At 66.5% G+C, this 12334-nt stretch carries 14 protein-coding genes; 4 read left to right on the top strand and 10 right to left on the bottom strand.

Going from position 1 to position 12334, the window contains the following annotated elements; translation table 11 throughout:
* From A5643_RS00390 to A5643_RS00370, 6 genes are all read right to left on the bottom strand, one after another.
* A partial coding sequence (locus tag A5643_RS00390) for a tape measure protein (protein WP_231995391.1) occupies positions 1-1750 on the bottom strand: 1750 nt, incomplete at its 3' end.
* A 43-nt stretch (positions 1751-1793) separates the two neighbouring features.
* A complete protein-coding gene (locus tag A5643_RS00385; RefSeq protein WP_082948623.1) occupies positions 1794-3227 on the bottom strand; it encodes a phage major capsid protein in 1434 nt (477 codons plus the stop codon).
* Between the two features lie 8 nt (positions 3228-3235).
* The gene (locus A5643_RS00380; RefSeq protein WP_066851041.1) at positions 3236-3772 is read right to left on the bottom strand and encodes an HK97 family phage prohead protease; all 537 of its coding nucleotides are present in this window, start codon (positions 3770-3772) and stop codon (positions 3236-3238) included.
* A gap of 124 nt (positions 3773-3896) precedes the next feature.
* On the bottom strand, positions 3897-4361 hold the full coding sequence (locus A5643_RS00375; protein WP_066851040.1) for a hypothetical protein: 465 nt from the start codon (positions 4359-4361) through the stop codon (positions 3897-3899).
* 456 nt (positions 4362-4817) lie between these two features.
* Complete coding sequence (locus A5643_RS17940) at positions 4818-5126, bottom strand: WhiB family transcriptional regulator (RefSeq protein ID WP_156628408.1); 309 nt, start codon at positions 5124-5126, stop codon at positions 4818-4820.
* Positions 5127-5815: 689 nt separating this feature from the next.
* Positions 5816-6991 carry an AAA family ATPase gene (locus A5643_RS00370; protein WP_156628407.1) on the bottom strand — a complete coding sequence of 392 codons (1176 nt, stop codon included), beginning with the start codon at positions 6989-6991 and terminating at the stop codon, positions 5816-5818.
* Positions 6992-7014: 23 nt separating this feature from the next.
* Here A5643_RS00370 and A5643_RS17935 point away from each other — a divergent pair, with 23 nt between their 5' ends.
* Complete coding sequence (locus A5643_RS17935; RefSeq protein WP_156628406.1) at positions 7015-7155, top strand: hypothetical protein; 141 nt, start codon at positions 7015-7017, stop codon at positions 7153-7155.
* A 155-nt stretch (positions 7156-7310) separates the two neighbouring features.
* On the opposite strand, the gene A5643_RS18890 is transcribed toward A5643_RS17935, so the two are convergent.
* The 4 genes from A5643_RS18890 to A5643_RS00355 form a co-directional block, all read right to left on the bottom strand.
* Positions 7311-7529, bottom strand: coding sequence for a DUF6011 domain-containing protein (locus A5643_RS18890; protein ID WP_353612555.1), 219 nt, complete (start codon positions 7527-7529; stop codon positions 7311-7313).
* Entirely contained in the window at positions 7529-7762 is a 234-nt protein-coding gene (locus A5643_RS00365; RefSeq protein ID WP_066851039.1) for an excisionase family DNA-binding protein, read from the bottom strand. Before A5643_RS00365 ends, A5643_RS18890 begins: the two co-directional genes overlap by 1 nt.
* A gap of 84 nt (positions 7763-7846) precedes the next feature.
* Positions 7847-8293, bottom strand: coding sequence for a hypothetical protein (locus A5643_RS00360; protein ID WP_066851038.1), 447 nt, complete (start codon positions 8291-8293; stop codon positions 7847-7849).
* Complete coding sequence (locus tag A5643_RS00355; protein ID WP_066851037.1) at positions 8290-9432, bottom strand: tyrosine-type recombinase/integrase; 1143 nt, start codon at positions 9430-9432, stop codon at positions 8290-8292. Before A5643_RS00355 ends, A5643_RS00360 begins: the two co-directional genes overlap by 4 nt.
* A gap of 295 nt (positions 9433-9727) precedes the next feature.
* Here A5643_RS00355 and A5643_RS18335 point away from each other — a divergent pair, with 295 nt between their 5' ends.
* The 3 genes from A5643_RS18335 (at position 9728) to A5643_RS00340 (ending at position 12320) form a co-directional block, all read left to right on the top strand.
* Positions 9728-10336, top strand: a complete 609-nt coding sequence (locus A5643_RS18335) for a restriction endonuclease (RefSeq protein ID WP_231995390.1) — start codon at positions 9728-9730, stop codon at positions 10334-10336.
* A gap of 45 nt (positions 10337-10381) precedes the next feature.
* Entirely contained in the window at positions 10382-11722 is a 1341-nt protein-coding gene (locus A5643_RS00345) for a PE-PPE domain-containing protein (RefSeq protein WP_066851036.1), read from the top strand.
* A gap of 91 nt (positions 11723-11813) precedes the next feature.
* Positions 11814-12320 (top strand): hypothetical protein, encoded by a 507-nt coding sequence (locus A5643_RS00340; RefSeq protein WP_066851043.1) that lies wholly within the window; start codon positions 11814-11816, stop codon positions 12318-12320.
* Positions 12321-12334: the final 14 nt, after the last annotated feature.

Genomic DNA, 12334 nt, shown 5'->3' with positions numbered 1-12334 from the left:
GGGTGGCGATGGTGTCGAACCCGGCTTCTTTGAGCGCGTCACGCGGCCCGTCCGGCCCATCAGCTAGATCGACTGCCACAGTGTGGTCGTCACGAACCGTCGCCGTTGCCCCGGCGAGCAGCTGGTTGAGTTTGGCGGCGTCCTGCGCCCGGTCCCCCCACTGTTTGATGTCGCCCATGAAGTCGGCGGTGCCCTGCATCGCGCCCCAGGTGGCGTCCTTGAAGGCGTTGATGCCGTCAGCGAGCCCGAACCAGGCGTCCGCCTCCTGCGACAGGGCATCGGCGTCGGCGGTCTGCCCCACCATCCGCTTGAGGAAGGACTGGCCCTTCATCACGGCGCCCATCGCATCGCCGAAGGCGTTGACGATCCACGACAGTGATTGGGTGATGACGTAGGTGGAGCTTTCGATCACCCCGACGGCGAAGGTTGCGCCCTCGGCGATCTTCGTCCAGAACCCGATGATCTTGTCCTGGTTCGCCGTCATCCAGGCCGTCATCGAGTCGAGCTTCCCGGTCAACGCCTCAATCGCCCCGGCCGCGCTCTCAAACGGGGCACCAAGCGCCGCAGCACCCACCCGAGCAATCGCCGCCTGCAAGTTGTCCATCGCCCCGGAGAACGACTGACCCATCTCCTGCGCCGCACCACCGATGTTGGCGGCGATGACGTTGCGGAACGTCGCGGCATCAATGCCGCTCTTCGACACCATCTTCGACAGCTCGGCGCCCGTCATCTTGTAGGCGTCTTGCAGCCAGGTGAAGATCGGGATACCCCGGTCGGCCAACTGCTGAAGCTCCCCGGTCTGCGCCTTGGTGTTGCCGGTGACCTTGTTGAAGATCGACGCCATCTCATCGAACGACGTGCCAGCCACCGCGGCGGTGTCCCCGATAGTCGTCAGATAGCTGGACAAGTCCTCGCCGGGTTTGATGCCGGCCGCCACCGCCGACGCCGCCGCACCAACCGCCTCATCAAGAGCGAATGCGGTGCCCTTCACCGACGCCTCGGCGTCCTTCATGATCGCCGACACCTCAGCCCCCGAATGCCCGAGAGCCTTAAGTTTGAACTGGGCCTGGTCGATACCCTGCAAGCGTTGGAAGCCCTTGGTCAGGGTGTAGCCGATACCGCCGATGACCGCGGCAGCACCAGCCGCAGTCGCAACCAGCCCGGTGGTGACACCGGCACCAACAGCCCGACCGATCAACACACCCGACGCCGACCCCGAAGTCTGAATATCCATCCACAAATCGGAGAAGTACCGGATCAGGCTGTTGCGGTTAGCGCCCGCCATAAAACCGGACCCGAAGCCCTGCCCAGCAGCCGCCCCCGCACCCTGAGACGCCGAAGCAATGCCTTGGACAGCCGATGTCGCCTTCTGCGCTTGATCGGTGTAGTCCTCCAGGTCTTTCACCGTCTGCCGAATAGCGGCGGACTCCTTGCGGCGCGCAGACTCTACGCGTTCGACCTGCCGAACAATCTGGTCGTCACGGGCGCCGGACTTCTGCAACTCATCGAGACGGGCCTGTTCAGTTCGCACCCGCCCAATCGCGTCCGCAGCCTTGTCGTAGGACTTGACTACCTTCTCCGCCGACCGCTGAATGTCCTTCTCCGACGACGCCATCCCATCAGCGAGTTCCTTGGAGAAGTTGCGGCCAACCTTCTCCCCCACCTCAGTGAAGTAACTGTCGATCTCATCAGCAACCGACTTGAACGAGCTATGGTCGGTGCGCGCACCAACAGGAATCGAAACCGGCACGCCTACACCTCCCCGCGGCCGTCAAGTCGGCTGCTGGGCAGGATCACGCCGACTTGACCTTCAGGAGCCGGAACGCCGCAGCGTTCACCACGTCCGCACCCACCCGGAAGTGGGTCAGCCAGCCACGCTTGCCGGTCGGACGCCCGTTGGCCCCGAACAGGTTCGGGATGTACTCGATCGTGGTCCCGACCCGGTCGGTGATCACGTAGTTCGAGAAGTCCCCGAACACCAGCACATTGGCGCCGTCAACCACCGCGGAGGCCATGGCCTCCGCCACGTAGTTCGGCCGACCCAGCAGGTCACGCTTGCGCGCCTCATCGAGGTGGCCCCACAACGCCGAACCACCAGCCGTGTCGAACTGGCGCGCCTTGTTGTAGATCGCCCGGTGCCCGAGCCAGGAGCCGTTCACCGCCCAGCGGGCCGGCAGCGACTCGTCCAGCTTGTACACATCGCCGACCGCCAGGGTGCTGGCCGCGGCGGTTTCCACCACCGAACCGGACACCCCGGCCAGCGCGGTGACAACACCCTTCGGCTGGCCCGTGCCGGACCCGGTGACGAACGCCACCGACTCCATGCGGTCCTTCTCGAACGCCATCATGTTGGCGAGCTCCTGCGCCAGGTTGCTCGCATCCTGGACCGCCTCGAAGCTGGCCTCCACGAACACCCGGCCCAGGTTGGCGCTGATCTTCGGCTGCGCCAGGGTCGGCGAGTCATCCGAGACCTCGCTGGCCTCGGCGTCCCACGACCCGGTCACACCGGCCGACGACACACCGTGCCAGTCGTTGGCGGTGCTCTGCACCACCCGAGCGATCTGCCGCACCTGGTTGAAGCTGCCCGCAGCGGTCAGGATGATCGCCGGGTCCAACTGGAACGGCACCAGGAACCCACCAGCCGAGCCGGTACCGATCGCCATGCTGCGCTGCAACGCGGACTGCTCCTCGACGGTCAGCGCGGCAACCTGCCCGTTGTGGCGGACGATCTTGGTGAACGCCCGCGAATACTCCGGGCTGGTGGTCGCCAGCACGATCTCGGCGGTCCGCAGCGACTCGTCGTTGCCGACCAGCCGCGCCGACACCTCACGCACCTTGTCGTCAGCGAACGCCATCCGCTCGATGGCATCCTCGGCGCGGTGCCGCATCTCCGCCTCGGCCCCGGGCTGCCCGAACCGCACGGTGGAGGTGTCCCACGGGTTGCGGAACTTGCCGCCGATGCTCGGGGCCGCCGGGCCGCCGGCACGCTCGATGTCGACCACGCGGGCCCGGTAGGGGCCGCCAGTTCCGTCGGCGGCCGACCTGATCTCGGCCAGATCAGCGGCGCGCCGATTCTCCAAGTCGCGCAGCTGGGCTGCACGGTCCTTCAGCGCGTTGAACTGCTCGGCGTCAGCACCGGACAGGTCACCGGAAGAGCGGTTCAGCAGATTCTCCGCAGCGGCACGGACCTCGTCGAGGGTGCGCAGATCCTTGGGGTTAACGAACATTTCGGTACCTACCAATTCAGGGTTTCGAGCCACGCTCGGGCGCGGCCTCGGGGGATAAAAGGGCCGTCCAGCTTCGAGCGCAGCCCCGCGATCTTCGCGCCCGCATACGCCGGGAAGCCGACAACCGACACCTCGCGCAACGCAACCTCAGTGCGGACAAGCACATCGCCGTCCCACCGGTCGCGGATACCGGCGAAGCCAATCGAGAAACCGCCGGCGAGGCCGTCGCGGATCGCGGTCAACGCGTCGCTTCCTGCGGTCGTCTCCGAGACAACAAACTCGGCGTAGAGTCCGTCGGCACGCTCTTCTAAGGCGGTTGCCCGACCAATCGGCAGCCGGCGTTGATCGTGGCCGACCAGCAGCTTGATCTTGTCACCGCGCTCACGAATCGACCGGGCGAACGAGCCACGTTCGAAACGCTCCTGATACGGATGACCACCGCCATCGGATACCTCGGCGACCTGCCCAAACGGGACAGCGAGGCCGAACACGGTGCGGCCCTCGCCAGGGGTTAATACCGCGGTGCGGTAAAAGATTTCGGTCATGATGGGCCACCTAGAAAGCTGACGCGCAGGAATTGCTTACGTCGCATGGTGACCGAGATGTCCGGGCTAGCCTCCCCCGAGGCCTCCGGCGTCTCGCGGATACCGAGCTGACAACCAGAATACATCACTCACCCGACACTTCCTGGCTACCAGCTCGCGCCGCCCATCTGCGGAGCTGCGCCAACCCGCCAGGCGCCGCCAACTCCGGCAACAACATCGCCAGCTGGTCGACAACAGACCCGACAAGCTCCGTCGGCCCGCCCGGGGTGCCATTCGCAGCAGTCAACAACTCATTGAACGCGTCGCGATCCCGCGACTGGCGAGCCAAGATCACGCGCGCCGCCGGCGCCTTCACACCGTCAGCCTTCGCGCAGCCGACCAGAAATTCTCCGATCAACTCCAGGGCGGCGTCGGTGCGGAGCTCGCCCGCGATCGACAGATACAGATCGATGGCTGCGACCAGCAGCTGGGTCGACCGACCAGCCTCAGACGCGTCTTTGAACACCGCATCGACGCCAACGACGCTCAAGCTGGCGCGGTGCGTGACCAGTGCCGCGGCGCGGCGGCGGTCAGAATGATTGACCTTCATGTCATCTCCTCCTAATTCGTTTGCTGACAGTCCACGAATAGTTAGCTGGAATCCAGCCGCCCCGCCCGCAAACCCGCAGGTCAGAGCGTTTTCCGGTCGTCGCCGGCATCGTTGCAGGTCAGGGGGGTGGTGGAAAACTTGGTAGATAGATCGACTGGGGAGCGCATGGGTCGACGCAGGCGGGCCGCCGCGACCGCGCCCCCACCCCCCCTTTGCTGGGGTGGTCGGCGGGTTTGCTGGGTGGGTGCGGTCGGTCCGGGCGCAGGCCCGGCTCGGGGATTTGTGTCCCGTCGTGGCCGGCCTTGCCGCCGCTGAAAGGGGTCCGGTTTGACGCCGGGACCGACCGCGGCTTGGGGCGCCGAGCGATTCGATTCGTTTGGGGTGGTCCATCGTTGCGCCGCTCGTAAAGCTCGGGGCGGGCATTAGGTTGTCTGTTCTCAAGCTGTTGATGTCGGTTCATGGTGTTCCTTTCCTGGTGGCTCTGGCGGGGTCGGGTTGGTGGCCGGTAACGATGCCAGGCGGTATGTGGGCCCGCGGAAGACGGGCAACCCATTGCTGGCAGTCGGCGAGGACGGGGCACCGTGTGCAGATCGCCAGGGCCTGCGCCTGGTCGCCAGGGTGCTCGGAGGTGAATAGGTCGCCGCGTCCTTGGCAGGCTGCGCCGGGCAGGGATGCGGTGTGCCACAGTGCCTTGCTGAGCAGTTGGATGCAGGCCTCGAGGTCGAGGTGTCGGCCAGGGTGCTGGGTGGCGGTGGCGGGGCTCATCGGGTGCCGCGTTTGGTGCGGTCGATGCGGGCAGCGATGCAGGCCGGGCAGCGCCAGACGTGGGCGGCGTCGAGGGGTTGGCGGCAGTCTCGGCAGCGGCGGCGTGTGGTGGTTGCTGGGGTCATTGGTCGGCCGCCTGGTGCGCTCGGTACCACGGGCACGTGTCGTCGTGTAGAACGTCGATGTGCCACATCCCGTTAGCGTCTTGGCGTAAGCCAGTGTCGTTGTTGCAGTCGGGGCAGCGGATGGCACCGAGAGTGCTGGCAAGGGCTGCGAGTGGGGGCGGTAGCTTGCGGCGCTCGGCTCGGTTCACAACTCGCTCCCCACGCCATCGTTGCGGTGAAAGAGTGTTGCGACTGTTGCGTGTGTAGCGTTCTCATCGTCGGACGCAACAGTCGCAACACATGCAACACCGCTGTATATATCGCGGCCGGTAGGTGCGCGCATACGCGTAGCGATCTTCGGGTTCCTGCTTTCGATGCCATGCGAAACCCCACCCCTAAAGGGGTGGTGGGTTTCGTGAATGGCTGGCGCGTGAATGGCGTGACTGGGAGCGTGAAAGGCTGGACCTGCGGTTTTGTCGGATTCCGTGAATGGCGTGATTGCTTCGTGATTCGCTCTGGTTTCCAGAGGAGCGTGAAAGGCTGGACCTGCGGTTTTGTCGGTTTGCGTGAATGCTCCGTGAATGGTCACTGGACTGCTCCGTGCTGGGCGAGGAACCACGCGGACGGTGTTCGTCCACCATCTCCGCCCCGGTTGCCATCGAGGCGGACCAGCACGCCGTCGACAGTTTTGGCGTCGAGTTTGCGGCGTGCCTTTTCGATGTCGGCGCGGGTCGGGTCGGGCTTGCCGGTGATGGCTTGGGCGGCAGCTTTGGCGGTCAGTCCGTCGACGCCGGAGGTCTTCGCCAACTCCAGGAGGTCGACTTGGTGGTCGATGGTCAGCACGCCGTGCTGCTGGTTGTGGGAGAGATGGAAGGGGCCGACTTCCTCGGCGGGTTGCTTGACGTGGAGGAAGGACACGATGGGGTCGCCGGGTTCGCCGGTGAGCATGATGATTGATCCGCAGCCGGACGTGAGCCAGGTGCTGCCGAAGATGTCGGCCACGCTGCTCACGGGTGCGCCGGCGGGTCCGCGCTTGGTGGTGTGGTGCAGCTCTAGCAGCTGTACGCCCTGAGCGAGGGTGTGTTGCCGTGCCCGGTTCCATTGGGCGCCAACGGCGTCCTCGGACAGACGCACGGCGGCGTCTTTGAGGGAGTCGACGATGACGGCGCCCGCACCGTAAAAGCCGGCCATCTTTGCGAGGAGAGCGGGGTTGGCGGCGAGGTCTCGGGGTGGTGGCCCTTTCCATACGGTCAAACGTTCATCGAGCGTTGCGCGGTCGTCGGCGGTGAACTGGCGGGCTAGGCTGCGCGCGATTTGCGGCGGCCGGTCCATCGCCAGGTACAGCACCTTGCAGCCGAGGTCAGCCACCGGCAGCCCGAGCACGTCACCGCCGAGGCCGAGCAGGCCCCGCAGCACTTGGCCGGCCAAGGTGGTTTTTCCGGTGCCTTGTACTCCGGCAATCATCAGCGCCTCACCGCGTGCCCAGAGCACTTGGGAGCGGCGTCCCCAGATCGCGGGGACTTCGGGCGGCATATCGAGGATGAAGGCACCGCCAACGATTGAGTTGTCTGGGTCGGTGGGCCGATTGGCTACGGCATTAGCCGGTTCGGTTTCGTCCACGGCGTGGGACAGTGCGTCCTCGTACTCAGGTGGGGGCTCGTCTGGGATCTGATGCAACGCTGCCGTTTTCGGCGCGTACTTTCCAGACAGTGCCAGTAGCTTTCCGTGCTCCGCTGCGTCGGCTTCGAGATGGTCGGTCATGCGATCACATCGCCTGCGGCTTCGTGCAACTGCTGGGCAAGTCGCCGGTCGGTGCCGCCTCGGCGGTACAACCCGCGAAGTACCTCGATTTCCAGCAGTGGCGTTTCGCCTCGCTCCAGGATGTGTCGGGCAGCGGCAGCGCTCGCATCCAGCCATCGTTCTGAGAGCGGTGGCTGGGTGCAGCGGCAGGACCAAGGGTCACGGCAGCCGCAGTCGAGAGGGGCGCTGCGGGCAGCTGCGTCACGACGGCACCCAAGCTGGCTGTTGATGTCTTTTGGAGCGCGCCAGGCGCGGGGCATTCGCTGTAGAGATTCCCCAGTCATGCCTTCACCCCCTGCTGAGCGCAGTGAGCGCCGATTCCGGCTTCGACACTGGCTTTAGATGTGAGGAACCGCCCGCAAACGCGACACCGGCGCGCTAACGTCCATTCCTCGGTCGAATCACCGGTAGGATGGAGACTGTTGGTGGTTGTCGAGGTTGCGGCTCCTGTGGCGGGGGCCGCATCTTCTTTCGGCGGGCCTCCCCGTTCCCGGCACATCACACCGCACCGCCGAAGGGCTGCATCATGGCATCGATCTCGTTGAGGTCGAGACGCACGAGGCGGGATCCGTTGCGGTAGCCGGTCAGTCGGCCGTCCGCGACCATCTGCCGGATCGTTCGATCTGTGCAGCCCAGGTATCTAGCGGCCTGTTTCGTGGTTACGTAGCGGCGGCGCTGGAGTTCTGCAGTGATTACGTCCCGGTTGCGCCGTTTGGCTTCGGCTGCTGACATCTCGGGTGTCCTTCGGCATCGAAAAGTGATGCCGTCCAACCCGAGGCTCGGAGACGTGCAGATACAACGTTAGCACCCTCGCGGCTACTCGCGGAGTTTCGACACGATCTTGCACAGTGTGTCGAACTGCATGACGTGCCGACGCTCATAGCGCACAGCCGATAGCTGTGTCGGTTCGTTGAATACAGAGGCAAACAACTCGTCGGCGGTCGCCGGCTCGTGTATTTCGACCGTCTCAACCGGAAGCTCAGACCGGATCGGTTCGATCCGGTCAAGCAACAGCGGCACGGTCGTGGATTGCAGCGTGAAGTTGAGCGAACATCCTGTGCACCGGAACGGGTACGAGGTGCGCGCACCGAGCTTATTCAGTGGGTCGACGGCCGTGCTGTACGCGAATCCCAACGTCGCCCAAGGCATGACATGGACCCCGCGACCGATCAGGCGACCGTCGTCAATGTCGGCAACGTGACAACTGCCTGCCGGGCCGTGGTCGCACTCGACGCGCCACCGGAATACTTCGAGTCCCATCATGCTCCCCCGTTCTCTGCGATCTTGGACAGCAGCGCCGCTATCTCGCGGTCACGGCCGCGGGCGGCGTGTTGGTAGCGCATTGCGGCTTGGGGCGTCGAGTGACCCAGCCGGGCCATGAGTTCAGCCAGCGTTGCGCCGGTCGAGGCGGCCAGCACCGCCCCGGAGTGCCGTAGGTCGTGGAACCGTAGATCGTCGCGGCCGGCCGCGCTGCGCGCCTTGTAGAACTGCCGGTATAGGGATGCCGGCGCCAGGTGTCCGCCGTGCTGGGCTGGGAACAGCAGGGCATCGGTACCCCCGCCGACGTGCTTGGCAAGGTGCGTCTCGATTGCGGGCAGTAGGTGCGGCGGAATGCTGACGTCACGGACCCCGGCATCGGTTTTCGGTGTCGTCACCTGGTAGCCGCCACCGGATCGAACGACCGCACGCCGTACCCGGATTACCTCGTCGGCCAGGTCGATGTCTTTGCGGCGCAGTTCGGTCAGCTCCCCGAACCGCAGCGCGCACCAGCTCGCCAGCAGGATCATCAGCTGATATTGCGGTGGCATCTCGGCGGCGAGCGTTTCCAGCTCGGGCAGTGTGGCGGGCCGGATCTTGTGCACTCGTTTCGCGGTGCCCGCACCGCGGATTACGCAGGGGTTGACGGTGATCTTGCCGTCGCTGGCGGCGGTGCCCATGATCGTGCGGAGCAGCCCGTAGGCGTGTGATCGCAGGGTCGGTGTCCCCCGCTTGCCCATGCGGGCGTGCCAGGCGCGTACGTCGTCGGCGGTGATCGATCGGATGGGTAGCGCACCGAATGTGGGCAGCAGGTGGTGGTAGAACAATTTCGAGTAGTGCTCGCGGGTGCGGTCTTTGAGGTCGCGGGTGTCCATCCATTGCTGCGCGTAGTCGGCGAAGGTGACCGACTTGGCGGCTGGGCGGTCCTGGGCGTCCGGCGGCATCCATTCGTTGCGGATGATCTCGGCCTGCCGCAGTGCGAGCCAGCCGCGGGCGTCCTGTTTGGTCAGGAACAGTGTGGGTGCGGTGTATCGACGCCCGTCCGGGCCGCGGTAGCGGGCGCGGTGCCGGCCGCTGGCCAATGTCTCCACGGCGCCGAATGCGCCGGGGGTGCGCGATTTTCGTTTCCGTGACGTGCCTGCCATCGGCGCTCCTGCGATACATCGTTGACCACTGCCCTGTTCGGGCGTGGGCCACGTGGGCCAGACGTGGGCTAACAAGACTGTAGCAAGCTTCCGCGACGTTCCGCGTATTTCATGCTAGGCTGACCAGTGTCAACGCAGGTAGAGCCACTGTTTGCGCTGGTCAACTACATAGAGCTAGCAAACGATTTAAACTGGTTCAATCCCAGTATCGCGCACCAGCATTGCCGCAGGTCAGCGCGGTTTTTTCGCTCAGCGTACCCCTGAATGTCCGACCCCTGCCCTACCCTGACCGGCTGTGAAGGCCAAGTTGCTGCTGGCGATCGGCGCGGTTGCCGCCATCCTCGCCCACCGGGCCGGCGCAAGCCCGCCCCAGATACTGGCCGCCGCGGTCGCCGCGCCGCTGCTGACCTGGGCCCTCACCGCCCTGGGCGCGGCGTCGCTGGCCGCCACCCGCCCATCGGTCTCGGCGTCCGCACCGATCCCCCAGCCGCGCCGCCGAGCCCGCCGGGACCTGGCCGCTATCGACGCCATGACCGGCGAGGAGTTCGAGGATTTCGTCGCCGAGGCGGCGCGGGCCGGCCGGCTGCCGGTCATCATGACCGGCGCCACCGGCGACTGGGGCGTCGACCTCGTCGTCGGACACCGGCCCGACCGGCTGGCGATCCAGTGCAAGCGTCAAAGCCGGCCGGTGGGCTCCGCGGCCGTCCAAGAGGTGGTGGCCGGCGCGCCGATGCAGGACTGCGCACGCACCATGGTGGTCACCAACCAGGGGTTCACCGCCGCCGCCCGCCGGCTCGCCGAGATGCATGACTGCACGCTGGTCGGCCGCCGACATCTCGCCGTGTTGGCCGACCACATCCGCCGCGCGGCCACCCGCGAGCTCGCCCCGCGCGGCGAGCAATAACCGCAAAACCCTGCCTGCGCGCCCCGCGCGGTGGACAGTTATCCCATGAACCCGGTGCACCGGCGCGCCGGCGCCGCACTGACCGCTTTGACGATCACCGCCGCCGGGCTGCTCGGGTTGCCCCCGGTCTCACCGCTGCTCGACCTCACGACGTTCGCTGTGCACCTCACCGCCGACGCCGACGCAGACGTGGTCGCCGTCCCACCCGCGCTGGTGATGGGCGGCAGCGGCGTGCCGAATCCGAGCGCGGGCTGGGTGGACAGCGCCAGCCGGCTCTACCTGCAACCGCTCGGCTTCGGCGGCGAAGCCCAGTCCTTCTACACCCCTGAACTGATGGGCCAGCACCCCGACTGGTCGATGGCCGAGGGCGCGCGGCTGCTCACCGCGGGCATCCACGCCAACCTCGCCACCGCCAGCGCCGAGAACCCGGTGTATGTGTTCGGCTACTCGCAGAGTTCAGCACTGTCGACGCTGACAATGAACCAGCTCGCCGCCGACGGAGTGGACCAGGACCTCGTGCACTTCGTGCTGGTCGGCAACTCCGCCAACCCCAACGGCGGCATGCTCACCAGCTTCGACCTGCCGCTCATCCGCGACATCTCCCGCATGTTCGAGATGACGCTGGGCAATCCCACCCCGAACCTGTTCCCCACCGACGTGTTCACCCTCGAATACGACGGCTACGCCGACTTCCCCCGCTACCCGCTCAACCCGCTGTCGACGCTGAACGCGCTGGTGGGACTGTTCACCCAACATCTGAAGTATCTGGGCTTCGGCTACGACGACCTGTGGTCATCGCCCGGGGTCGTCAACCCCGCCAACGTCGTCCAGCTCGACACCGTCGGTGACCTCACCGACTACTACATCATCCGCGCCGACACTCTGCCGCTGCTCGACCCGCTGCGGCTGGTGCCGGTGGCCGGGCGGCCCCTGGCCGATCTGCTGGAACCGGATCTGCGGATTCTGGTCAACCTCGGCTACGGCAGCATCACCGACGGCTGGAACTCCGGCCCGGCCGACGTGGCCAGCACCATCGGCTTGTTCCCCACCGAGTTGCACTGCGTCGCCGGCTGCAGCTGGCTGGATCTTCCCGAGGCGCTGCTGCGCGGGGCCTGGCAGGGCGTCAGCGACTTCGTCGACGACCTGCTCGACCCGACCACCTACCAACTGGCCGACCCGATCACCAGCCCGGCGCTGACCACACTGGTCAACGCGGCGATCAACACCGGCGTGGTCGACAGCGCCCCGAGTTCGCTGTGGGAGCTGCTGTCCGCCTGGCTCGACACCTCGGCGACACCCCTCGACTTCGGCGCTCTGGCCGGACAGCTCGGCCTGGGCGGCCTGCTCGACTGGGTGACCACCCTGCTCGCCAGCTTGACCGGATGAACCGGCCGGGCGGCTGCCGCCGGTTCGGCGCCCGCCCGACACCGCCGTGTGCCATCATGCGACGGATAACCACACCCCTTGGGAGGCAATGATGCGCCGCGCCCTCGCGCTGCTGTTGGGTCTGCTCACCGCGGCCGCCCTCGCGGTCGCCGCACCGGCCGGCGCGGTCGGTGACGCCCCGATCGGCCGGCTCGGCGAAACCCTGCGGATCCAGACCGACAACGGCATCATCGCCGACGTCACCGTCCACGACGTGCAGCCCGTCCCGGTGCCGCCGGGCTGGACCTGGACCGGGCATCCGGGCTACCGGGAGGCCGGCGGCCCCTGGCGCGCCGGGGTGACCGTGCACATCATCGAGAGCCCGCAGGCCTACTCCCCCGCGGTCCGGCTCACCTTCCGCGGGGTGACACCGTTCGCCGACGCCTACGTCTCCAAGCACACCGACGCACCGGACTCACTGGAGACGCTGCTGGCCAACGCACCGGCCGGGTCCACCGTCAACGGCGGGGTCTACTGGCACGTCTACCGCGACCTGGTCACCAACGTGGTGCTGCTCGACGCCGTCAACGGCGAGCACCTCGCCCAGTGGAACCTGTGAACCCGAACCGCTGA

The organism is Mycobacterium sp. 1274756.6 (assembly GCF_001668625.1).
Taxonomy (GTDB): Bacteria; Actinomycetota; Actinomycetes; order Mycobacteriales; family Mycobacteriaceae; genus Mycobacterium.
The sequence above is the reverse complement of the archived record's forward strand: the minus strand, read 5'-3'. Positions and strand labels throughout refer to the sequence as shown.